Origin of the sequence: Clostridium ljungdahlii DSM 13528, from assembly GCF_000143685.1 — a bacterium.
Classification (GTDB): domain Bacteria; phylum Bacillota; class Clostridia; order Clostridiales; family Clostridiaceae; genus Clostridium_B; species Clostridium_B ljungdahlii.
This window is the reverse complement of the sequence record NC_014328.1, coordinates 1,708,030-1,732,286: the sequence shown is the minus strand read 5'-3', so window position 1 is coordinate 1,732,286 and position 24,257 is coordinate 1,708,030. Positions and strand designations below refer to the sequence as shown.

At 29.5% G+C, this 24,257-nt stretch carries 20 protein-coding genes; 8 read left to right on the top strand and 12 right to left on the bottom strand.

All coding sequences use genetic code 11. From position 1 onward, the window contains the following. Positions 1-140: 140 nt before the first annotated feature. The 5 genes from CLJU_RS07800 (at position 141) to CLJU_RS07780 (ending at position 4,632) form a co-directional block, all read left to right on the top strand. On the top strand, positions 141-2,105 hold the full coding sequence (locus CLJU_RS07800) for a transglycosylase domain-containing protein (protein ID WP_013238252.1): 1,965 nt from the start codon (positions 141-143) through the stop codon (positions 2,103-2,105). Positions 2,106-2,297: 192 nt separating this feature from the next. Continuing rightward, positions 2,298-2,738 carry a hypothetical protein gene (locus CLJU_RS07795; RefSeq protein ID WP_013238251.1) on the top strand — a complete coding sequence of 147 codons (441 nt, stop codon included), beginning with the start codon at positions 2,298-2,300 and terminating at the stop codon, positions 2,736-2,738. A 33-nt stretch (positions 2,739-2,771) separates the two neighbouring features. Further along, positions 2,772-3,275, top strand: coding sequence for a hypothetical protein (locus tag CLJU_RS07790; RefSeq protein WP_013238250.1), 504 nt, complete (start codon positions 2,772-2,774; stop codon positions 3,273-3,275). A 396-nt stretch (positions 3,276-3,671) separates the two neighbouring features. After that, positions 3,672-4,043 (top strand): hypothetical protein, encoded by a 372-nt coding sequence (locus CLJU_RS07785; protein WP_242825702.1) that lies wholly within the window; start codon positions 3,672-3,674, stop codon positions 4,041-4,043. Next, the gene (locus tag CLJU_RS07780; protein WP_013238248.1) at positions 4,027-4,632 is read left to right on the top strand and encodes a DedA family protein; all 606 of its coding nucleotides are present in this window, start codon (positions 4,027-4,029) and stop codon (positions 4,630-4,632) included. Before CLJU_RS07785 ends, CLJU_RS07780 begins: the two co-directional genes overlap by 17 nt. Positions 4,633-4,727: 95 nt before the next feature. On the opposite strand, the gene CLJU_RS07775 is transcribed toward CLJU_RS07780, so the two are convergent. The 3 genes from CLJU_RS07775 to CLJU_RS07765 are packed head-to-tail and all read right to left on the bottom strand — an operon-like array spanning position 4,728 to position 8,226. Then, complete coding sequence (locus CLJU_RS07775; RefSeq protein ID WP_013238247.1) at positions 4,728-6,128, bottom strand: MFS transporter; 1,401 nt, start codon at positions 6,126-6,128, stop codon at positions 4,728-4,730. 28 nt (positions 6,129-6,156) lie between these two features. Further along, the gene (locus CLJU_RS07770) at positions 6,157-7,209 is read right to left on the bottom strand and encodes a hypothetical protein (protein ID WP_013238246.1); all 1,053 of its coding nucleotides are present in this window, start codon (positions 7,207-7,209) and stop codon (positions 6,157-6,159) included. Positions 7,210-7,224: 15 nt separating this feature from the next. Next, positions 7,225-8,226, bottom strand: a complete 1,002-nt coding sequence (locus tag CLJU_RS07765) for a phosphodiester glycosidase family protein (protein ID WP_013238245.1) — start codon at positions 8,224-8,226, stop codon at positions 7,225-7,227. A 426-nt stretch (positions 8,227-8,652) separates the two neighbouring features. Here CLJU_RS07765 and CLJU_RS07760 point away from each other — a divergent pair, with 426 nt between their 5' ends. Then, positions 8,653-9,858 carry an MGDG synthase family glycosyltransferase gene (locus tag CLJU_RS07760; RefSeq protein WP_013238244.1) on the top strand — a complete coding sequence of 402 codons (1,206 nt, stop codon included), beginning with the start codon at positions 8,653-8,655 and terminating at the stop codon, positions 9,856-9,858. 66 nt (positions 9,859-9,924) lie between these two features. Here the strand turns inward: CLJU_RS07760 and CLJU_RS07755 are convergent, their stop codons facing one another. The 5 genes from CLJU_RS07755 to CLJU_RS07735 all read right to left on the bottom strand — a co-directional run bounded on the left by CLJU_RS07755 (position 9,925) and on the right by CLJU_RS07735 (position 15,241). Further along, on the bottom strand, positions 9,925-10,500 hold the full coding sequence (locus CLJU_RS07755) for a phosphatase PAP2 family protein (protein WP_013238243.1): 576 nt from the start codon (positions 10,498-10,500) through the stop codon (positions 9,925-9,927). Between the two features lie 195 nt (positions 10,501-10,695). After that, positions 10,696-12,132, bottom strand: a complete 1,437-nt coding sequence (locus tag CLJU_RS07750; RefSeq protein ID WP_242825701.1) for a sensor histidine kinase — start codon at positions 12,130-12,132, stop codon at positions 10,696-10,698. Beyond that, the gene (locus CLJU_RS07745) at positions 12,113-12,793 is read right to left on the bottom strand and encodes a response regulator transcription factor (protein WP_013238241.1); all 681 of its coding nucleotides are present in this window, start codon (positions 12,791-12,793) and stop codon (positions 12,113-12,115) included. Before CLJU_RS07745 ends, CLJU_RS07750 begins: the two co-directional genes overlap by 20 nt. A 56-nt stretch (positions 12,794-12,849) precedes the next feature. After that, positions 12,850-13,428: a zinc dependent phospholipase C family protein gene (locus CLJU_RS07740; RefSeq protein ID WP_013238240.1), complete on the bottom strand. Its 579-nt coding sequence runs from the start codon at positions 13,426-13,428 to the stop codon at positions 12,850-12,852. Between the two features lie 394 nt (positions 13,429-13,822). Next, a complete protein-coding gene (locus tag CLJU_RS07735) occupies positions 13,823-15,241 on the bottom strand; it encodes a sugar porter family MFS transporter (RefSeq protein WP_013238239.1) in 1,419 nt (472 codons plus the stop codon). Positions 15,242-15,548: 307 nt separating this feature from the next. On the opposite strand from CLJU_RS07735, the gene CLJU_RS07730 reads away from it, so the two are divergent. Together CLJU_RS07730 and CLJU_RS07725 are read left to right on the top strand one after the other, a co-directional pair. Then, complete coding sequence (locus CLJU_RS07730; protein ID WP_013238238.1) at positions 15,549-16,310, top strand: DeoR/GlpR family DNA-binding transcription regulator; 762 nt, start codon at positions 15,549-15,551, stop codon at positions 16,308-16,310. A gap of 19 nt (positions 16,311-16,329) precedes the next feature. Beyond that, entirely contained in the window at positions 16,330-17,559 is a 1,230-nt protein-coding gene (locus tag CLJU_RS07725; protein ID WP_013238237.1) for an aminopeptidase, read from the top strand. A 368-nt stretch (positions 17,560-17,927) separates the two neighbouring features. On the opposite strand, the gene CLJU_RS07720 is transcribed toward CLJU_RS07725, so the two are convergent. The 4 genes from CLJU_RS07720 to CLJU_RS07705 form a co-directional block, all read right to left on the bottom strand. Next, positions 17,928-18,773, bottom strand: coding sequence for a TylF/MycF/NovP-related O-methyltransferase (locus CLJU_RS07720; RefSeq protein ID WP_013238236.1), 846 nt, complete (start codon positions 18,771-18,773; stop codon positions 17,928-17,930). 53 nt (positions 18,774-18,826) lie between these two features. After that, positions 18,827-21,004, bottom strand: a complete 2,178-nt coding sequence (locus tag CLJU_RS21595) for an HD domain-containing phosphohydrolase (protein ID WP_013238235.1) — start codon at positions 21,002-21,004, stop codon at positions 18,827-18,829. A gap of 418 nt (positions 21,005-21,422) precedes the next feature. After that, a complete protein-coding gene (locus CLJU_RS07710) occupies positions 21,423-22,835 on the bottom strand; it encodes a L,D-transpeptidase family protein (RefSeq protein WP_013238234.1) in 1,413 nt (470 codons plus the stop codon). Between the two features lie 653 nt (positions 22,836-23,488). Further along, a complete protein-coding gene (locus CLJU_RS07705; protein WP_013238233.1) occupies positions 23,489-24,169 on the bottom strand; it encodes a M15 family metallopeptidase in 681 nt (226 codons plus the stop codon). Positions 24,170-24,257: the final 88 nt, after the last annotated feature.

The window sequence follows — 24,257 nt, the reverse complement described above, 5'->3', positions numbered from 1 at the left end:
TAAATAATCCTTAAATTTTCTATAAATTGATTAAAACAAGAAGATGTTTTAAATACATTGCAGTTTCAAGATAAAGTATATATAAAAAATTTACTGGGGATATTATTATAAGTACACAATTAAAAATGGAAGTGACTCAATTGCCAAAAAAGCAAAAAAGCAAAAAAACTCATAAAGTGAAAAAACATATACTACTCAAGGTTTTTTTTGTATTTCTAATAGTTATATTAGTCTTTTGTATTAAGTATTTATCTATAGCAGTATCACTCTATAATGATGCGTCAGCTAAAGTAAATTCTATATCATACAATACTTTTCATGGGAATCAAACAACTTATTTGTATGATTCAAAGAATTCTGTAATAAATAAACTATATGCTTCAAAGAATTCTCTATATTTAACATCTTTTTATATACCTCAAGCTGTAAAAAATGCCTTTATATCTATAGAGGACAAAGATTATTTTAGTCATGGTGCTCTTAGTATAAAAGCAAATCTTAGAGTTTTATATTCTATTATAAAAAACAATGGAAAAATTACACAGGGTGGAAGTACAATTACACAGCAGTTAGCAAGGACTGTGTTTTTAAATTTTGATAAAACTTACAAAAGGAAATTAGAAGAAATAATAATTGCTATAAAATTAGATCAAAAATATACTAAACAACAAATTCTAGAATTTTATATTAATAATATTAATTTTGCCAATAATGCTTATGGAATTGAGGCGGCTTCAAGGAGATATTTTAGCAAAAGTTGTAATGAACTTAATTTATCAGAAATATGCTTTTTAGCTGCAATACCCAATAATCCTACTTATTATAACCCTATAAAGAATATAAACAATACATTAAAACGTAGAGATTTTATTCTATCATCAATGAAGAAAAATAATTATATTACAGATTATCAATACACTACAGCAGTTAACTATAAGATTGTATTAAACCCAGAAAAATATGATGGAAACGTATGGATTGAATCCTATGCTCTTAATTGTGCTGCAAGGGTGCTTATGAAGCTAAATGGATTCCAATTTAAAAATACATTTGATACACAGCAAGATATAGCTAGCTATGATAAAGATTATTCTAATGTATATAACAAATGTATAAATGATATCCGCACTAATGGATATAAAATTTATACTTCTATAGATATGGATAAGCAAAAACTTTTGCAAGATTCCTTAGATAATGGGCTCCTAGATTTTACAGAGCAAAATAAAGGAATATATTCTCTGCAGGGTTCATCCGTTTCAATAGATAATAAAACTGGATATGTTATAGCAATAGTGGGTGGTAGAACTAGTCCCGAAAAAGATTATTTAAATAGGGCATTTCAGTGCTTTAGACAGCCTGGTTCATCTTTTAAACCTTTGGCAGTTTATACCCCTGCCTTTGAAAAAGGATATGATGACACAACTATTATAAATGATCATTATATAGATGGAGGTCCTCATAATGACGGTGATGTTTATATGGGAGATATATCTATACGAACAGCTGTGCAAATGTCATTAAATAGTGTTGCATACCAAGTATTTAATGACATAACGCCTACTTATGGGTTATCCTTCGTAAGGGATATGGATTTCAATAAAATTGTAAAAAAAGATTACACTCTATCTGCTGCATTAGGCGGTTTAACTTATGGAGTAACTCCCATAGAAATGGCATCTGCTTATTCAACACTTGCAAGAGGAGGAGAATTTATTGCTCCTACATGCATACGTAGTATTGTAAATAGCCAGGGAGAAACTATTTATGAAAATAACTTAGGAAAAAGAAGAGTATATACTTATGATGCAAGTTATTTAATGTCGGATATTTTAAAAGGTACTTTAGAAAATACCTGGGGTACTGCATATAATGTAAGGCTTGATGGAATTACCAGTGCTGCCAAGACTGGTACAACAAGTAACCAAAAGGATGGCTGGTTATGCGGATATTCTGCTTATTATACTACGGTAGTATGGGTTGGATATGATATACCACGGTATGTTAATAACCTATATGGGGGAACATACCCGGGACAAATTTGGCACAATTATATGCAGCAGGTACATTCAGGATTACAAGACAAAGATTTTTATACGTCTTAGGTAAATAATTATTATAAAATAACTATGATATTCCAAATCATAATCCAATAAATGAATTTCAAAATTCTAGCAAATAAATCCATTGATAATTATTTATTCACATAGTTGTCACAGGGTTGTCACAATTCCTATTTATAATCAAGATATTTAAAAAATGAAAAATTTATCATGTATAAAAAGGAGATACATTTGATGACCAAAAATGCCCTTTTAAAGAAAGCAACAGTATATTCACTTGTAATTTGCATGTCTACAATCTTATTTGCTGGATGCCAAAATGATACATCTAAGGCAGCCAGCAGTAATACAAAAAACATATCACAAAGTGGTGCTAGACCTTCTTCTAGTCAGATGGAACAAAGAGTACAAGATAGTGTTAAATCTTTAGTAACTGCAGGAACTATTACACAAGCACAGGCAGATAAAATTACAACAGCTTATACAACACATCCTAATGGAAACAAAAATAAGACACAGAATAATCAACAGGGAGGCACTCAAAACAAACAAAGATTTAATCCTTTAAGTAAATTGGTAAGTGATGGTACTATTACACAAGCTCAAGCTGATGCTGTTACTCAAAAACTAAGGGGAAATTTTCAACATAGAAATAATGGGCCGTCTTCTAATTAGATAGCCTAATATAAATAATTAAGAGGTGAAAATATGAACACAATAAATAGTAATCCAAATCAATATAATTTGTATACTCAGAACAATCCACAGGTTTCAAACACACAAGCTCAACCAAAAATGCATCACCACCATCATAAAAGTACAGAATCACAGGACTCACTAAAGCTTAGCCAAGATGGACTCCAAGCTGTAAGTAGTTCTAGCCAAGATGGGACAAGCAGCACTACATCTAAAAATCCATTGGACAGCTTGGTAGCTAGTGGAACAATTACGCAAGATCAGGAAAATGCTATAAAAAATGCCTTTCAAACAGCAAGACAAGCTAATCCATCAGGAACATATAATAGTAACCCAACAAATCCTATAAGCAGCCTTGTAGCTAATGGAACTATTACTCAGGATCAAGCAAATGCTATAAGCCAAACAGCAATGCACCACCATCATCATGGACAACAGACGCAAGGAGTATCAGAGCCCAGCCAAACTACACAAGCATCAAATAACTTAACAGAACCATCAAGTAGTTCATTATAACCAATACGGGATAATAACTAATCAAAGCTTACAAATCGGTACCTCAAAATTAAAAAGGGATACCGATTTTTATATTTATCCGATCGCTACCATTGCTAACACCCCCATCGAACACAGCGAAAGCGACTATCAACAAATCAAAGATTTGGGATATCTGCTTTTTATCAAAGTTGAGGGTGATAAGCACTGCTACGCGCCTGGATAACAATTTCTCCTAAAGGATAACGCCTTCTAAGTGCTGAAGCACTAAGAATCCTGTTAATAAGCATCAGGTGGAGTCAAAACTCAACCTGATGCCAAGAACTCTGTTTATGAACTTTAGTACATATTAATATCAGACTGTGAAACGATATATTATATATATTTAAAGTAATATAAGTGAGGTAAATGTTTGTAATGAAAAATCTAAAAATAAGCATATTATCAATTTTAATTATTACAATTGTACTTATAATAACTAAGGAGTCCATAACACTACACAAAGAATTTAAAAATGTTCAAATTCCTACTAAGCAAAGTAGACAACTTGGAAATATGAGTACTTATAAATGGTTAACTGTTAAAAAAATATCTCACAAATATAATATAAATGAGCAAGAGATTTTTAAATCTTTGGGAATTATTCCTCACAGTGGAGATGAAAATATACCTCTTATTCAATTAACAAAAAAATATAATAAAAATCAAGAACAAATGAAAAGGAACTTAAAGAAACTTCTTCAACGCTATAGAAATCTAGAGGGTAAAAAGCATGAACAATCTTACTAATTTACTAATAATATATTTTAGGAATTATAACATTTGGTTTTTAAGTATCTTAATCATGTTTGGATGCATAGGAGTCCCTACAGGAGCAAGTTTGGTAGTAATAGCATCTGGCGCTTTTGCTTATGCCGGTCAATTCAATATAGTAATTCTTCTATTAGAAATCTGGTTTTTTTCATGTGTCGGTGATAATATTGCCTATATTATGTGGAAAATTATAGATAATAAATTTTTAGATAAATCTTTTAAATTAAAAACTTATTTTCAACCTAAAATAATAAAGTCACAAAATTATTTAGAAAAGCATGGTAAAGGAGCAATTTTTTTTACCAGGTTTTTAATATCAGCTATGGGACCTTTTGTTAACGCAGCAGCAGGTATTACAAAATACAAACTAAGTACCTTCAATTTATTTGTTGCTTTAGGTGAGTTATTATGGTCATGTATGTACTTAGGATTAGGATACTGGTTTGGTGATTCTTGGGAATCTATAGTTCCTATAGTAACCCAAGTTGGTCAAATTTTAACCTATGCTACTATTCTAATTGTTGCAATATACTTTTTTATTAAAGCCAAAAAAATGAGAAGGTAATATTAACTAAGGGCATTTAAATGATAGATTTTGCAATTTAATTTGCAGGGACAGATTTTCATATAGTTATATAAAATAGAGCCTAAACCAACTAGTTATTTAATCAATTTAGCTCGTTTACGAAGAATGGATTTTACCTCATTTATGTCTTCTTCATTATTTTTTGACATCTTTATATAAAATAAAGATGAAGGAATTAAAAATAGTTCAAATAATGATAGTGTAATTATATACTTCTGCGGTTCTCTTACATATAAGGAAACAACAGATAATAGAACGCCAACTCCAGCATTTCCTATAGCTCTTCCTAACCCATTAGCAAGATTAGCTATACTAAAAGCTATTCCTCTATACTCTGGAAGATTTACATCAGTTATTAAAGCAAGCCAATTTGGTGTATTTGCAGATTGAGCTGCACTTGCAAGAAAAGACAATAAAAATATCATACTTATCCAAGGATTCATAATAATTTGCCTTAATAAGTCTAAAAGTACTAATAAAGAGTTGTTGCTATCCGGTAATGATAGTTTATTCATTGGAATTAAAAACATTGCTATGTAAAATATCATGGTTATAAAAATAAAAAAAGATGTAAGTAATGACCTTCCTTTATACGTTTTTTCTTGAAGTATATCTCCAAGATAACCAAAAAAAGGTGATGTCAAACCGCCTAATTGAAATATTGCAAAAAGATATCCTGAAGCAATAATTGCAGTCTTCATACTATATCCTTGATGTTGAATTTTTGAAATGTATAGTGTTGGAAGCCATATTAAACTTCCAGTTGTTATATTCATAAAAAATGACTGTAAAAACAATAAGACATTACTCTTCCTCGAAATAATATCATATAAATACTTAAACTCAATGCTGGGATTATACTTATATCCTGCTTTAATAATATCTTGTAATTCTGGTTCTGATTCGCCTAAGTTAGGCTCTCTTATAAAAAAATACATAATAATTAGTAAGAATCCAATAATACTCACAACTTCAAAAGGTTTTCTCCAACTTGTAGCAGGAGCAATAAGAGATGCCATTAAAGCTCCTACTATTCCACCAAATCCCTGTGACATGCCCCAAAGACTTAATAACATGCCCCGAAACTTATATGGAATATAATCAGTCAAAACGCTAAATCCAATCGAAGCTATACACCCAAGTCCTAATCCAGTAAAAAATTGAAAAATAAAAAGTTGAGTATAGCTACCACAACGTGAAGTTAAGTATACCGATGCTGACCAGAAAACGGTACCTATCATAATAAGCCTTTTTCTATTAAACTTTCCTGCAAGATAGCCCCAGCAAATTGACGAAAGAGATGTAACTAAAATGTTAACAGCTGAAGCAATCCCCAATAAGTATACTTGTATATTTAAATCCTTTGCAATAGACGAAAAAAGTGGTGGAAATAATCCTATAATTATATTATCAAAAGCTGCCAGGGCCACGAAAACAAATATGGTATAAATTATTTTTATATTACTAGTATTCATATAGTGATAGCTCCTTTAAGATTGTAATTTATTGAAATATAGTTTTAATAATTTGGTTGTTTTTTTCGCTTATTATACCCTCATTATATATATCAATTATATTGCCATTATAATATGTTTCCTTTCCTGTTAAAAACTCATTAATTGTTGATTTAGAACTATCCTTTATAAAGATTTGTCCTTTAAAATTTACATAAATGTTATTAGTATCTACTGATGTTTTAATATCAATCTTTTGCCAATTTTCACCAGATATATTACCATAGTATATTAGTTGTGTTTTATTATCATTTGTTAATGCTAAATATACATTATCACTATTATCTACTCCTAATAAACTTAAGTTACTGTTTCCTTCAATTTCTATAGGTAAATTATTATTACTACTAAAAACTTTTTTGTCATCTAAGTTTTCATATATTAAAACATCGTCTTGCTTAGTAGAAGCAATTTTCCCAATATTATGGGTTCCGGTATTAATACTATTTTCCTGAGCCATTATATTTATCCTATAAATTTTACTATAATTGTTATTTAAATTTGACAGCTTAACATATATAACATTGGTAAGCGTAGACATATCTATTAAACTTATTTTTTCATTGATATTATGCATAGGTATTTCAATATTTCTGTTATTTACTTCATTAAATATCTCAACCTTAGCCTTATTATTCATATCATAATAGTAAAATTTGAAGTATGCACCATTTTTCGGACTAATTGGTCTTTCAACTAACACCAATCTATTTCTATCATATAACCATTTATAATATGAAATTTCCATTCCATCATTTGCAGACACCTTAGTTTTCTCAGCATTTTCTGAGTTTAAAACAAACAAATTATTATCCTTTAAATAAGCAAGATATTTTCCATCAAATGATGCTGTTATATTTGAACTTCCATTTTCTAAAATTAGCTTCGGTTTTACAGCTTCTTTAGCTGTATCATTTTTTATTTTAGTTGAAGAATAAGATACACTGTCAACAAAATATACATTTTCTAAAAATACTAATACACCAAATTGGATAATCAACATAGTTAAAAATCCAACTATAAAAATCTTAAGATATCTCAACTTAATCCCTCCTAACTATGGTTCAACATATAGAGCTGTTGCTACAGTCCTTTCCCCCAACGGGTTGCAGGGATTATTTATAATACTGCCTTTGTAATACATCGTACTTGATGAACCACCGTCTAAATTAGTAGCATTATAAGCATTATAATCTAACATAATTTTTTGTATATCACGTAATGTTGCCCCTGGCATGTCTATTTTTCTTCCATCAACCACTAATAACAGTATAGTACCATCCTTTCTCTGTCCTATAGCAGTTCTTGCAGTAATACCCTGACCTCCATCGCCACTAAAAGTAGTTTTCCCATTTATTATTAAAGGCGGGCCAAAAGATATTGCCTCAGATACTTGAAGATTTTTCAAATCACTAATGCTATGACTTCCTACTATCATTTTTCCTTGGAAATCTAATGCCATAACATCTAATGATTTTGTATCCAACACATCCTGATATACAATTTTCCCATTAGAAAAAACAAATCCTGTAGGATACGCTCCTGTTCCAGTCCATAAACTTCCACTATTGGATTTATCCATAAATCCCCCACCATTAATAGCAGCAACAGCGTTATGATCTTTTGCAATATCACTTGTCCTTTCTCCCTGCTTTGTTAAATTATTTGTATAACCTACTTTCACTTTAAGAGGATTTTTGACAACAAGTATATATCCTTTGAATCTTGAGCTATTTATATTATATCTTTCTATGTTGTTGTCTTTATAATTATTGATTTTGATATTTGAAATTTTTTCTTCTGTACTCCCCGTACTTTCCATACCACTACTTAATATTTTAGATATCTGTGAATTATTCAAAAATAGCTTAGCAATATATTGATGCTTATAGCTGGACATGGAGGTACCAACAATCATCTTTCTAACCACTGGGAATGGTCCATAAAATACTAATAAACAGCTTATAAAAGACGCTGTGAATATTTGCAACATAATTATTAATATTATAATTACTACTGATATTTTCTTTCGTTTTATTTTATATCCTTTGTTTTTCATTTTTAAACCTCTTAGCACATTAATAATTTTCATTAACTTTAATAGTTAGTTAACCTCTTGTTTTATAGATCTTAGTTTGTATTTTTACCCTATAAGATTAAAATTACATTAAAGTCAAATTAAAAACGCCTTAGATATTCTTATTTATATAAGAAATATTATTCCCATTCATAATCTTTTCATTATAATTAATTTATAAAAAATGAAAAACTACTTAAAATAAATTGTATATGTATTTATTAACTGATCAAGATACTAAATTTAATCTAATTTTAATGAAATCTTAAACTTACTTTAAATTTAATTAGCTAGTATATAATACGAATGATAATGGTTTCCTACTTATAATTTTTATAAACTTACATAGCTATTCACTCATTATAATACTAGTAAGTACCTAATTTATCTAACGAAAGGAGGTATATTATGATTAATAATATACTTATCATTTCCTCTGATTTTACGGGACATGGACATAAAAGTATAGCAGAGGCTTTATGTGAAAAATTTCAAAAATATAATAACGTTAAAATTCATGTTGTTGATGGATTTTCCCTTGGTGGAACAACATTATTAAACATAGGTAAGGCATATGGTCCAATCACTAGGAAATCCGAAAACTTATGGGAACTTATATGGGATATATCCTCTACTAATCCTTCACTCATCAATGAAATCATTGAATTCAAAATAAAAGATAGGTTTTTGAAATTGTTAAAAGAGGTACATCCTGATTTAATTTTGACAATACATCCTAATTTTAATGGCTCTGTTATAAACATACTGGAGAAATATAATATCAAAATACCTGTGGTTACTCTTATTGCAGATCTAATAAGTATATCCCCACTATGGGCAGATCCAAGAGCTGATTACATTATAAGCCCTACACAAGAGGCAAAAGATAAATGCATGAAATTTGGTGTTATGGAAGATAAAATAAAAGTATTAGGATTTCCAGTGCGTTCAAGATTTTACAACTATTCAAATAGTCTCATAGAACATAATAGCTATAATACAAGCAGACCTTTAAAATGTTTAATAATGAGCGGCGGCGAAGGTGTTGGAAATATGGAAAAAATAGCCGACATTCTTCTCCTTAACTTTAATTGTGAAATAAAGATTGTTGCAGGTAGAAATACATCATTAAAAAATAAATTACATCAATCATTGGTTGAAAAATACGGAAGCAAAGTTGAAATATATGGTTTTGTTGAAAATATACAAGATTTAATGATGTCTTCTGATATAGCATTTACAAGAGGAAGTCCCAATGTTATGATGGAAGCTATTGCATGCAGTGTACCACTAATAATAACCGGTGCCCTGCCAGGCCAAGAAGAAGAAAATCCAAAATTTATTGAAAAATACAATCTTGGAGTAGTATGTAAAGATATTAATAATCTACAATTTATTATAAATAATTTAACATTAAATAATGGAATTGAATTACACAAAATTAAACATGCTCAAAAAGTCTTCAGTAATCCATATACTTCAGAAAATATTGTAAATTTCATTTTAAGCATAGATAATAATTCTAATAAAGTTATGATACAAGATATAGTTCCATTGGTTAGTAAAAATTCCGATAAATCTATTGTATATAGGCATTTACAAAAACTAAAATAGCTGAGTTTCCAATAACATGAGCTAAAATTTTTATGCTCATGTTATTAAAGTATTAAAAACAATTTTTCATAATATATTTTGGTAAAACATTGCAACCTTTTCCATAAATCCTTCTTGTAAAATTATAAAAATTAGCTTTGAGCATAATATGCCAAGTATAACTCCTGCTATAACATCTGTTGGATAGTGAACATATAAATACATTCTGGATAAAGCTATTAAAAATGCTATTCCTATAAATATCAACTTATACTCAGTAAAATACATGGATAACACTTCTGCAGCAGCAAAAGAAGACAAAGTATGTCCTGAAGGGAAAGAATAAGATACAGGCTTTGAAATCAACATATTCAAACTATTTTGCTGATTACATGGCCTAGTTCGTCTTACTATGTGTTTCACTATTCCTTCTCCAGTAATTGTGCTTACAATTAATGTTAATATTACTACATTTCCAACCATTCTATATGGTTTATCTAATATTAAAATAATAGCTATAATAATCCAAACAATGCCCAGGTTCCCCATATCTGTCACTATAGGCATCAACATATCTAAATATTTATTTTGTACATACTTCTTAATAGAAAACAAAATATAGTTATCAAACATATCTATTTTTCTTAAAATATTTAAATTCATATTTTCCCTCCTGGTAATTAAAATTTAATAGCTTTTATCCTCTTATATATTATCAACTTAGTAGATTAAAATTGGGTTAAAAAGTCCTTAGATTTATGTTAAAAGATGATCTTTACTTTTTACCATAAGAAAATATGACAAAAATTAATAAGGTGAATTTTTTAATTTCTTTCACCTTATCTAAATATTATTACATTACTTATCTAATTTTAACGTAACAGTTATTTTTGTACCTTTTCCTTCTTGACTTTCTACATCTATAGCCCCCTGGTGCATATCTATAATCCATTTAGCAATAGATAGTCCAAGCCCTGTTCCCCCTTTTTCTTTAGATCTTGATTTATCTACAATATAAAATCTATTAAATATATTTTGAATTTCTTCTTTTGGTATTCCAATGCCTGTATCACTAACAGATATTTTTACAACTTTACCCTGTACTTCTGAATTTATATCTATTTTTCCATGCTCTGGAGTAAACTTCATGCTGTTATCAATAAATACCCTTAGCATTTGTTTTATCATCTTATAATCTGCACAAACTCTTACAGTGTCATTTCTACTACTGGATATTACATGATTTTGTTCTATTATTCTGCTTTCTTTAACTACTTCATCAATTAATTCATTAAGCCAAAATTTCTTTTTTTCTATCAACTGAGTACCGCTGTCACCTCTTGCAAGGAACAATAACTTTTCAATTAAATTAGCCATATTAGCAGCCTCTAACTTAATTCCATAAATTGATTTTTCTAAAGCATCTCTATCATCTTTTCCCCATCTATCTAATAGATTGGCATAACCCTGAATAACAGCAACAGGAGTTCTAAGTTCGTGTGAAGCATCTGATACAAATTGTGCCTGCTTATTAAAGGCTTCTTGAAGTCTATCTATCATCTTATTAAAAGTGCTGGCAAGTCTCTCCAGCTCATCTTCAGGTTCTTTTACTTCTATTCTTTCTTTTAAATTGTTAATACTTATATTTTCAGCAGTCTTAGTTATATAATCAATGGGCTTTAACATTCTCTTGCTTACAATATACCCCAATATAATAGAGGCGATAATGCCTATGAAATCAGCTGCAGCCATAACTCCGAATAATATTTTCATAAAATTATATTCACTATTCATATCTTTTACTATTTGAATATATACAGTACCATATTTTTTGCTTTGAAATTTAACATTTTTATATGTCAAATGCCTATCTTTATCTTCCATGTGTCTTTCCCTATTCTGAACCTTTTTATCATTATTACGAGGAAGTTTAATTTTATAATCAAATTTTTCAGATGAATTTATTACTTTACCACTTTCTTGTATTATTCTTACAGATATATTTTCTTTAGAAGGAATATTTAAAAAGATTCCTTTATCTGACAAATCCAACTGCTGATTTTTTGCCGTAATATTATTTAATATTATGGTTTGCATATCATCTATTTGCTTATTTGACTGGTTATACAAATAATACTTTACACCATATAAAATAGATGCATTTAATAAAAGCAGTACTAACGAAAACATAAAAGCATATACTATTGTTATCTTTATAGAGATCTTTGTACCCTTAATAATCTTTAAACTGTAATTTATCATCTTCGAAATACAATTAATTATCTTTGATAACATATCCTACACCTCTTATGGTAGTTATAAGCTTATCTTGACGTTCATTGTCAATTTTACTTCTTAAATACCTTATAAATACATCTACCACATTGGTATCTCCTGAATAATCATATCCCCATACTTCCTCAATTAACTTATCTCTTGTAAGTACAATATTTTTATTAATTAACAGCATTTTAAGAAGATTATATTCTGTTTTGGTAAGCTCAATTTCTTTGCCATCTCTTAAAACCTGATGTGTTTTATTATCCATGACAATATTTTTTACTTTAATTTGATCAGTTTGATTTTTCAATGCTTTATCTCTTTCATATACACGTATTCTTGCCAATAATTCCTCTATTGCAAAGGGTTTAGATAAATAATCATTAGCCCCTGCATCAAGTCCTAAAACCTTGTCTGGTATATCACTTTTAGCAGTCAGCATTATAATAGGTACATGAGAGAATTGCCTTATTCTTCTGCAAACCTCAATTCCATTTAGATTTGGTATCATAATATCAAGAAGAATTAAATCATACTCTTTATCCTCCACTTTTTCTAAAGCTTCTCTTCCATCATATGCTGCATCAATTTTATATCCTTCATGGGTAAGTTCCATTTGAATAAACATTGACATTTGCTTTTCATCTTCTACTAAAAGGATTCTAAAATTCTCCAAGCTGCCACCTCCATATCAAAATAGTTATCTGCGATTCTTCTTATTAGAACATAATATTAACATACTTTACTATTATTTTTGACATAATTATACTCCAATCTGTCTGAGCTTACTATTGTTTCTGTAACCATTATTGCTGCTGAAATTGCATAATTTATATCTTTTGTAAAAGATTTATTTTCTTTATCATACTTTTGGTAAACATCATTTATTATTAATACTACATCCTTTTTAACGATATCTTCATTCATAATAGTTTTTAGTTTTCCGCATATTAAAAGTTTTATAAAAATAAAATGAAGTACTATTTCATATATCACGTGTTGAAAAATATTTTTATTTTTATATTTTTCTGTATGATATAAACAAAAATAGTCACAAATAAAATGGCATACCATACCTAAAGTAATAGAATATTTCTTAATTGACATTTTATTGTGAATCAACTGCTTGGAATATTCTCTTACCATATTTATACTTCCACTTATACAATGACAATAATTGGAGTCATCTTTTACGAAATCTGGTTTTATGTTACCATATGCAAAACTCCATTTGTTCAATTTAATATTTAATTTTTTTCCACAATAATTATATATAATTTTAGAAATTAGTAGATGTGTATTTGTTATCATTTTAAAATCCACCTTTCTATATGTATGGTTTAATTTTTATATTATCAGATTAAAGTTAAAATTAAATTAAAAAAACCGTAAATTTACTTGATAAAATATTGGCACATTTTTATCCGATTGCTACCATTGCTAATACCCCCATCTTCTATCAAAGTGGGGGATAAGCACTGCTATGCACCTGGATAAGTTCTTCCCCTAAAGGATAACGTATTCTAAGTGCTAAAGACACTAAGAATACTGTTAATAAGGTTCAGCTGGAGAAAGTCATCCTTATAAGCAAACTCCATCTGAACCTAAGAATCACTTGATATATTTAAGACATAATAAAGCTGCACCCCTATCAACTATAGGAATGCAGCTTAAAAATAATCTAAATTTATTCTCGTATAATTCATTAACTTTGTACATACGCCTCCTTACAATTTTTCATATTATAGTTTCTAAAGGATTCTTCTAATTCTTCCAAAGACTTATTGCGCGTTTCTGGTACAAATTTATAAGTAAACAATATATCAATAACGCCAAATACTACAAATACAATAAATGAACAAGTTAATCCAACTGTCTTCAATAATATAGGATACATAAACCCAACACAAAACGTACCTATCCATAAAAAGAATGTTGCAATTCCCATACCTAAGCCTCTTACTCTTAGTGGTAAAATTTCAGACATTTCTAACCAGGTTACAGGACCAATAGTTCCTTGAAAGAAAGCCAAAAAAATCATAGTTAAAGCAATAACTAAGAATGGAAGTAACGCTGATCCTGTTAACTTAAACGTAACTATAGACAATGCAGCCATTGATAAAGTAGTAGCAGTATATCCTAATAATAACATAGTCCTACGATTAAACCTATTTGCCAAAAATTTCATATAAACCAATGCTGAAATAACCGATACCATTCCATTTCCTATATTGGCAATTAAAGCTGCTTTAACTCCAAATCCAGCCTTCTCTAAGATTGTTGTACCATAATACATAACTATATTTACTCCAGCAATCTGCTGTGCTATACCTATGCCGATGCCAATTAATACAAGACGACGAATCCACGGAATACCTAAATCCTTAAAAGTTACTCGTTTCAAATTTTCCTCTGTATTTATGTTACTCTGTATTACTTTAAGTTCTTTTTGTGCTTCCATTTCATCACGGATCATTTTTAAAACTTCAAGTGCTTTAGCAGTTCTTCCTTTTGCAGCAAGCCATCTTGGTGTTTCTGGAACTAATAACATTCCAAACCATAAGATAACTGCTGGAATAGTAGCTATTGCTATCATATATCTCCATATTCCAGGATTACCAGAAATACTTCCTAAAATAGCATTAAATATGTAAGCTAGCAGTTGTCCTAATACAATCATAAATTGATCTTGTGAAACAATACTTCCTCTAATGCTTGAAGGTGCCATTTCTGATAAAAATGTTGGTACAATAGCTGATGCTCCACCTACTGCTAATCCCAGTATAAATCTACAAATAATAATAACTGATGCAGTTGGTGAAAATGAACATCCTAAAGTTGCAAAGAAAAAAATTACCGCAAGTGTTCTAAGCAGCTTTCTTCTTCCATATTTGTCAGATAAACGTCCTGTAAACACTGCTCCTAAAGCTGCTCCTAAGGTTAGAGAACTTGTAACAGCACCTTGAGTAACAGCTGTTAAATTCAATTGATCTTTTCTTGACATAAAAGTAAGTGAACCATTTATAACTCCTGTATCATACCCAAATAAAAGTCCTCCGAATGTTGATATAATAGATATTTTTTTCAAAAACCTTGATTTTTGTATATTAGAAGTTTGTACCATTTTAAATCATCTCTCCTATCATTTTTGTAATGGTAATTTATTTGTTATATATTGAGTATATTTTGATTAAATGTTATCACTTTTCTTATAACTTAGTCAATATTTTCCCATAATATCCTTTTTATTTATTCATAACTAAGTTTATTCTGCTTAACTTACAAATAACATCCTCTCAATTATTTACTTTTAATAATTTTTATATATAATTATATTTAGAATATGAATATATTCCCTGTAAAACTTACTAATGCTGTATAATGTTTTACTATTAACATATTAAATTTAGATTTTTGAAAGGTATGGTATTATGAAATCAAACAGAATAAATCAGATAGAGGAATATGTATTAAATAAAAATACTGTAACCTTAGATACCTTAACTGATGTTTTTAATGTATCCAAAAACACTATACGTAGAGACATACAGGAACTAATTAAAAGAGGAAACATAAAAAAAGTATATGGAGGTGTTGCATCAAATTCTAAACTATTATCACCATTTAATGAAAATCAAGTAAAAAATACCTATACTAAGGGTTTAATAGCAAAGGCTGCTTCACGTTTCGTTAAAGATGGAGATATAATATTTATAGATTCAGGTACAACGACTTTAAATATGGGAGATTTTTTAAAGGATAAAAATAACCTTACTATAGTAACAAATAATCTAACCTTTATCATGAACTGCTTAAAATATACTAACTTGAACATAATTTCAACTGGAGGAACACTAAATCGAGAAACAAATTCTTTTTCAGGAATAGATTCTTTAAACCTGCTTAAAAATTATAATATAAATAAAGCCTTTATGAATGCCACAGGAATATCCTTAACTAATGGAGTTACAAATTCTTCTCCACTTGAAAGTGAAATAAAAAAAATTGCAGTAAAAAAAAGCAGTGAAGTATTTATACTTGCAGATTATTCAAAATTTGATATTTGTTCTCTAGTAACTTACTGTGATCTAGATGATATAGATTACTTAATAACAGATAAGTTTCCACCTGAAGCGTATAGCCAATTAATTGAAAAAAATTCTATAGAATTAATTGTCTCAGAACAATTATAAAAATGAAGGAGATATAGGCATGAATAAAAATTATTTAGAAAATTATTCAAAAATAGTTGTAAAATCAGGTCTTAATATACAAGACGACCAAATATTAGTTATAAATTCACCAATAGAATGTGCTGAATTTACTAGATTAATTTCTGAAGTTGCCTACAAAGAAGGTGCACGAGATGTAATAATAAATTGGAGTGATGAACTTTCAACAAAAATTAAATATTTAAATGGAAAGGACGAAATTTTTGATGAGTTTCCAAATTGGAAAAAAGAATTATATACATCTTATGCTAAATCCGGAGCTGCATTCTTAAGTATTTATGCCCAAGATCCAGAACTTATGAAAGATGTAAATCCAAAAAGATTAATGCGAGCAAGCAAAGCCCAAAATATTGCACTTTCTGAATATAGAGAAAGGATTATGACAGATAAAAATTCCTGGTGTGTTGTATCAGTTCCAACTAAATCCTGGGCAAAAAAAGTTTTTGAAGACCTTTCAGAAGAAAAAGCAGTTGAAAAACTGTGGGATACTATCTTTAAGACTGTAAGGGCAGATAAACCAAATCCTATAAATGCATGGGATACCCATAAAGCAAATCTTAAAAAAAGTATGGATTTTCTCAATAAAAGTAAATTTAAATATCTCATGTACAAAAATTCACTAGGTACTGATTTAAAAATTGAACTTTCAAAAGATCATATATGGCTTGGTGGTTCATCATCTACACCTGAAGGTGTAGAATTCATGGCAAATATACCTACAGAAGAAGTGTATACTTTCCCATTAAAATGGGGTGTAAACGGAAAAGTTGTAAGTTCAAAACCTTTAAATTACAATGGAAATCTTATAGAAAATTTCTCTTTAACCTTTAAGTATGGGAAAATTATAAGCTTTACCTGTAAGAAAGGTTATGAAACATTAAAAAATCTTATTGAAACAGATGAAGGTTCTCATTACCTTGGTGAAGTTGCATTAGTACCTTTTAATTCACCTATTTCCAATTCAAATATATTATTTTACAACACACTTTTCGATGAGAATGCATCCTGCCATTTAGCTATAGGTGAAGGTTACCCCACCTGTCTAGAAGAGAGTCAAAATATGAGTAAAGAAGATTTAAAAAATGCAGGTATAAATTCTTCTCTAGAGCACGTTGACTTTATGGTTGGTACAGAGGATCTAAATATAACCGGAGTTACAGAAGATGGAAGAGAAATTCCCGTATTTATAAATGGCAATTTTGCATATTAGGCAGTCATTTTTTGAAGTGATTTTTACTTTAGCTGCCAAACTTTATCATGATATTTTTGTGTATGAGTTCAATCATTATTTTGAAACATCAGATATGAATTTTATAGTTTAAAAATAATCGTATACGCAGAAATATTTTTACAATAAACAAGCACATTTAAATGTTTTGCATATAAGGCTTAGTGAAAAATTCGTAAAAATCTTAGATTTTTTCAATTGTTTGAGGTACGAGTTTTCAAAAGTTCTTAGATTTTTTAAAATTTTTCACTTAGGCTTATCAAAATATTTAACCGGGCTTGTGTTTGTAAAAAATATTCGGAGTATACGGTTATTTTTGCTTAGGAACTCTATATAAAGTTTGTGTATATCTACTGTTTAACTATTACAGCAGTTCCATGTAAATCGCATATTGGAACTACAAATACATTTTCTTCTCTGCAAAACTGTTGTACCGCCTCTCTTACCCCAGAAAATTGAGTGTTATTATAGTCATGTATGATCATATATCCTCCTACACTCATACGGGGATAAAAAAACTTTAATCCTTCATATATTGGCTGATACAAATCTGCATCTAAGCTAACCACTGCAAAATTTGCGTCTATTCCATGTGCAGTATCAGGGAAGTATCCATTTTTAAATATAGCCTGTTCTTTATAAGGCAGCCTACTGGATACCATGTCAATACTGGTATCATTAAATTTCCCAATTTCACTACGGGAAAATTCATTTTTCTTTTCAATTTCTATATCACGCCCATCAAATCCCTCAAAAGTATCAAATAAATATATATTTTTCTTTGGAAATAAAGCGTTTATTTCAGCTGCAAATTTGCCTTGATATACTCCTAATTCTGCTACATCCCCTCGAATATTCCTCTGCTCTACTTCTCTAGCAATCAACTTTAAAACTGCAAGACGAATATCTAACTGCTGTCGATATTCAGTAATACTAATAATACTGCATTTGATTCCTAATGCTCCAATTTGTAATTTTACTTCCTTGCAAGCATCCTTGTTTAAAATTGCTACATAAACATAGTCTGGTTCTGTATCCAAAAGTTGCTGCTCATTAATAACAGGTATATTGTCAATCTTAGTCCCTTGCATTTTTTTATTATTGTCACAATACGCCACAACTTTCATATCTGGACTTAAGAGATTTTTCATCATTTGTCCGCCTTGTCCTACACCCCAAATTACAACCTTTTTCATTGCCATACCTTCTTTTACAAGTCATTTTTAATTTATTACTAGTATTATGCCTTTTAACAATGCAGTTTATCTAATACCTTTTCAATAAATACACCTATAAGTTCTGGATCAAACTGAGTGCCTGCATTAAGCTTTAGTTCCCCTATAGCAACTTCTTCTGGCAAAGCACTTCGATAACTTCTTTCGCTGGTCATAGCATCATAAGAATCTGCTATAGCTATAATCCTCGATTGAAGTGGTATTTCTTTTTCCTTTAGACCCTTTGGATATCCCTTTCCATCCCACCTTTCATGATGAGCCAATACATAGTATGCCATTTCTGACATATCATCTACTGTATTAAGTATTCTATATCCTATTTCTGGATGCCTTTTTATTTCCTGCCATTCTTCATCTGTAAGTTTTCCAGGCTTATTCAGTAGATGTTCCTCTATAGCTACTTTTCCTATGTCATGAAGCAATCCAACAGTTTTTAATTCCCTAATTTCGTGTTCAAGTAAACCGAGAGCCTCACCCATATCCTCGCATAATATTGAAACTCTATGAGAATGTTCTTCTTCTCTTTTATTTTTTTCATGAAGTGCAGTAATTATAGCACTTATAGTTTTTCCTATCATATTTGGCCCTTCAAAAAGCTTTTTTTTGTACATGTAATCTTCAGCTTTTTTAAAAGTTTCTTGAATTTTTACTTCTCTACTTTTCTTAGTTTCATAGCCAAAGGAAATAGATATGTCAATGGCACCTATCTTTTCTTTTGCTGCTATGGATTTAATACGTTTAAGAATTTGTTCTGTTTGAAAAGCATCTGTTTTAGGTAATAAGATTACAAATTCATCCCCTCCCCATCTAGCAACAATGTCTTCTTTTCGGCATCCCTTTTTTATGACTTCTGCCACCTTTTTAAGGAGTTTATCTCCCATAACATGTCCAAGAGAATCATTCACAAGTTTTAAGCCATTTACATCTCCCATAACAATTGTAAGTGGTAAACTTCTTTCCACATCTAGTCTATTTAATTCTGCTTCAAAAAACCTTCTATTATACAAACCTGTTAATTGATCACGGTAACTCAAATATTCCAATTTAAGTTCCATTTCCTTTCTATCTCTAATATCCCTCCATAAGGAATGAAAAACTTTCTTTCCATTAAGAAAAATGGTTGTTAACATAACCTCTACTGGTAATACATTTCCATCGGCCTTCTTATACCACCATTCAAATTTACATTTTCCTTTTTCTATAGTATTTTTACGCATTCTAATAACTTTTTCTCTGGTTATTTCCCCATCTGGCTGCTTTTCAGGATAAAACTCAAGTGGATCCTTGCCCAGTATAAATGTCTTTGAATCATATCCTAATGCTTTAATCATGGCTAGATTACAATCAACTATCTTTCCGTCTGAAATTATAAATATAGCATCCGATGAGTTTTCAAAGAGGTTTCTAAAAGTGGCTTCACTTAATTTCAATTCCATTTCGTTTTGTCTTTCATCAGTAACATTTCTCGATATAGCAAGTATTTCTTTTTCATTATTTTTTACCATTCTAATTTCAAAGTGATGTTCCTTATTATGAATCCACACCTTATATTCAAAGCTATCCAATATTCCTTCTTTAAGCACTACCTGCATTTTTTCATAGAGTTTTTCTGACATTCCTTTAGGAAAAATTTTCAAAATATTCTTTCCTATAAAATCTTTTTTCGGCATGAGCACATATTTTTCATCACTTGACATACAATCTATCAAATACCCTTTATCATTGACAACAAATAATGTATCTGGTAATGCCTTAATAATAGCCCTGCTTTTCTCTTCACTTTTACTTAGTTTCTTTTCACTTTTAATGATTTCATCATATTGAAGTCCTAATTTTTTCTTTGAGTCAATCAATTTTTTTACATATGATTTAAGTTCTTCATTAACTAATGATAATTCTTTATAGCTTTCATTAAGTTTCTCTTCTACTAAAGCAACCTTTTTTAAAATATTGCTTATTAATAAATATAAAACAAATGAAGTTACAGCAACATATAGACATCCCTTGTATGTACTTATAGCTAAGAACATGCTGTCGTTACCAGCAAATTTAATTGCAATTCTATCAGAAAAGTAAACCCACGGTAAACTAATCCCTAAAAATATTAAACATATTCTTATACTTTCGTATTTCCACGGCTTATTGTTTTTATTAAAAATTGAGTAGATTTTTTTTCTTATTGATACAAGCATACTATACCCCCATCTGTAATATAATTCTACAATTCCGCTCAATTTATTGACATTAAAACATTATTAGCTTTATATTTTAATATAAAGTGATTCTTAGGTTCAGATGGAGTTTGCTTATAAGGATGGCTTTTCTCCAGCTGAACCTTAGAAGAACTTATCCAGGTGCGTAGCAGTGCTTATCCCCCACCTTGATGGAATATGGGGATGTTAGCAATGGTAGCAATCGGATAAATGTGATATATCCTTATATACTGCTTATTTCGATAAAATACAACAAAAATTATTTAACTACATTATATCAAAAAATTAAAAAAGGTGATAACTTTTTTAATTATCACCTTTTCAATTAATTCATCTTATGTTAATCATATAGATTATTATTTAATCAAACATATTCCTAAAATCGTATAGTATTATACTAATAATAACAAACAACTGGAGTACCTTTATCAATATTTTGGTATATTGTACTTGCCAAATAATATGGTGAGTTTACACAACCATGTGAACCATCTGACATATATATACTTCCACCAAATGAACTTCTCCAACTTGCATCGTGAATTCCAATACCTCCATTAAATGGCATCCAATAATCTACTGGTGAACTGTATCCTTCACCTTTTAATGTGGCATGTCTCTCTTTATATTTCACCCAATAAACGCCTTCTGGTGTTGGATGTCCCTGACTTACATTACCTGTAACAACATCCCCTTGTACTACTAGTGAACCATTTTTATAAAACCATAAATGTTGATCGCTCAAATCTACTTCCACATAGGTATTTCCTATATCATTAGCTCCACGAGATGCCGCAGTTTGACTATATGCTGGTTCTTTTTTTACAGTTCCACCTTGTTTAATGTAGGTGATCAAATTTTCTGTTTCCTTAGAGGAATCAATGTCCCAACCATAATCACCGCCGCCAACACTTATTGTTCTTCCTGAAGTTGTAACAAAACTTCTTGTCTTTCCAATTGTATCGTAAGTTTTTGAAAGCTCAAGCATATACTTTTTTATTTTATCTTTGTCAAATTCAACTTCGAAATTATCATTAACTGTAAGCCAATTATTTATCTTAGAACCATCTACCGTTTCCTTTTTATCTCCAAACGTATAGATAATTTTAGAAGATACATATTTATTAAGAAGATCCCTAATTTGGGTAGTTTTTGGTGATTTTACAGTATACTTTGGATTTACATAACAATTCGTTGCTTCTAAATCCAACGTAGTTTCACCTTTAGATATTGCCTTTACTACATTATTATATAATGCAGTTTTATCTATTTTACTTCCATATACTTCACTTACAATATTATAACCTTTATCTGAGTATTTGAAGCTCGGATTTTTAGGTTCAATTACATTTTTACTATCAAGACAAGAGAGTTTATCTATTTTATCTTCCAATAGCTGATTATCATATGAAACTGCAGCTGTCATTTTAGTATCATTTGTATCTAAGAATGCTATAATCCATTTATAATTACCTTGCTTATCCTTAAGTTTCCTAAATTCATTATCTGAATTATACTTTAACTTAATGTCAGATCCACTAATTTGTTCGCTTTTACTACCTCGCTCTTTTAAATTTAACTTATATGATTTTATCTGAGATGTCAATTCCGTATTTAATTGCTCAGCAGTTTTACCTGAAACATTCACACCATTAATTTCAGATCCAAAATAAAAATGCTTTGTGAAGTACGCTGCCATCCCAAAATATATAATAAGTAAAATGCAAATAGAAATGATAGTACCTTTGATAATTTTATTGCGCTTATTTTTTCCCTCCTTCTCATTTTCCTTTTCTGCATCATTTTCCATAATACCCATCCCTTCTATAATTACAATAAAAATTTAAAAATTAAGGCTTTATAGTCTTTAATATTAATTAACTTATATAGATAAAGGCTACATTATATTTTGTGTAATAAAACTGATAATTAAAACAATTATTACTTGATAAAACTGAAAAAATAAATAAACTAAAAGAACGGATATTAACTATTTATTCAGCTCAAAATTATATAGCAACTTCTAACATTATAGTTAATTCAAATAAAAAGTTATATTATCATGTACACATTTTAATTATAATACACAATAAAAATATATCACCTTTTAGTACCCAAAACAACAACCACCTGCAAGTCATTAAGTATCACTTAATACTTACAGGCAGCTTGTATGGTAGGGGTGACGAATTGTCTTTAAAATCCGCCACTTAAGTATGTATCAAAATCATTAATACATATCATTTCTACAACACATCTCAGGAAAACTTCTCTTCTTTATTTTACATTATTCCAATTTTTGTGTCTACCTTTTATTTAAAAGCAATATCCTAAGCATAACACTGTAATTTTACAGCATTATGCTTAGGTTTACAAATCCATTTATTTAACAAATAATACAATTTTTATTGATGATCTACTGATTAAAATAATTATTTGCTAGATTCATCAATTATATCAAATTTATTCTTCACCTAAGTACTCCTCCAGCACCATATCCTTACTATATATTTCTTTTGCTGCTTTTACTCCAACATATCGTATATGCCAAGACTCATAATTATAACCTGTTATAGCTTCTTTTTCTTTTGGATATCTCATAATAAATCCAAATCTATAGGCATTATCCTTTAACCACTTTCCCTCTCTTGTTTGTCCAAAATCTACTGTTAACATGCCTTTGAAACCAGCTTCATTTGTAACATCTATCGCAAGACCTGTTTGATGTTCACTTGTACCAGGATGTGCTACATATTCATCAGCTTGCTTTTTGCCTACCCGTCGAACTCTCTCATCATATACTTGTTTTTGTGATTTGTAAGATCTATATGCCGATACACCATATAAATTCATATCCTTTTTATGAGCATACTTGAATAAATTTTCCAACTGCTCAGCTGCTTCACCTTGCATCATCTTTTCTTCATGAGATGCACTTGGTGAAAATTCCACATTAAGCATTGTTAAATTCTCAGGTATATAGCTTGATGATAGAGGATGATTTTTATTTGCTAAAATTAAAAATTCATTTGAATTTTGATTATTTGAGTATACATGATTACTTTTAGCTTGATTTAAATTGCATACTGAGTAAATTATTACTGCAACTATCAACAATAGTGGTACTATAACTAACTTTTTCAATTTATATGCCTCCACAACTTTTGATTATTTTGTTAACTCTACTATGTAAGACACATCTTATACCAAAAAGGTTCAATTAAAAATGCTA

Bases quoted from the DNA above. Each gene is read 5' to 3' on its own strand.
- CLJU_RS07760 (WP_013238244.1), top strand. From the start codon at position 8,653: ATGATTAATAATATACTTATCATTTCCTCTGATTTTACGGGACATGGA.
- CLJU_RS07740 (WP_013238240.1), bottom strand. From the start codon at position 13,428: ATGATAACAAATACACATCTACTAATTTCTAAAATTATATATAATTAT.
- CLJU_RS07720 (WP_013238236.1), bottom strand. From the start codon at position 18,773: ATGAAAAAGGTTGTAATTTGGGGTGTAGGACAAGGCGGACAAATGATG.
- CLJU_RS21595 (WP_013238235.1), bottom strand. From the start codon at position 21,004: ATGCTTGTATCAATAAGAAAAAAAATCTACTCAATTTTTAATAAAAAC.
- CLJU_RS07730 (WP_013238238.1), top strand. From the start codon at position 15,549: ATGAAATCAAACAGAATAAATCAGATAGAGGAATATGTATTAAATAAA.
- CLJU_RS07775 (WP_013238247.1), bottom strand. From the start codon at position 6,128: ATGAATACTAGTAATATAAAAATAATTTATACCATATTTGTTTTCGTG.
- CLJU_RS07750 (WP_242825701.1), bottom strand. From the start codon at position 12,132: ATGTTATCAAAGATAATTAATTGTATTTCGAAGATGATAAATTACAGT.
- CLJU_RS07735 (WP_013238239.1), bottom strand. From the start codon at position 15,241: ATGGTACAAACTTCTAATATACAAAAATCAAGGTTTTTGAAAAAAATA.
- CLJU_RS07780 (WP_013238248.1), top strand. From the start codon at position 4,027: ATGAACAATCTTACTAATTTACTAATAATATATTTTAGGAATTATAAC.
- CLJU_RS07725 (WP_013238237.1), top strand. From the start codon at position 16,330: ATGAATAAAAATTATTTAGAAAATTATTCAAAAATAGTTGTAAAATCA.
- CLJU_RS07785 (WP_242825702.1), top strand. From the start codon at position 3,672: ATGAAAAATCTAAAAATAAGCATATTATCAATTTTAATTATTACAATT.
- CLJU_RS07790 (WP_013238250.1), top strand. From the start codon at position 2,772: ATGAACACAATAAATAGTAATCCAAATCAATATAATTTGTATACTCAG.
- CLJU_RS07710 (WP_013238234.1), bottom strand. From the start codon at position 22,835: ATGGAAAATGATGCAGAAAAGGAAAATGAGAAGGAGGGAAAAAATAAG.
- CLJU_RS07795 (WP_013238251.1), top strand. From the start codon at position 2,298: ATGACCAAAAATGCCCTTTTAAAGAAAGCAACAGTATATTCACTTGTA.
- CLJU_RS07765 (WP_013238245.1), bottom strand. From the start codon at position 8,226: ATGAAAAACAAAGGATATAAAATAAAACGAAAGAAAATATCAGTAGTA.
- CLJU_RS07755 (WP_013238243.1), bottom strand. From the start codon at position 10,500: ATGAATTTAAATATTTTAAGAAAAATAGATATGTTTGATAACTATATT.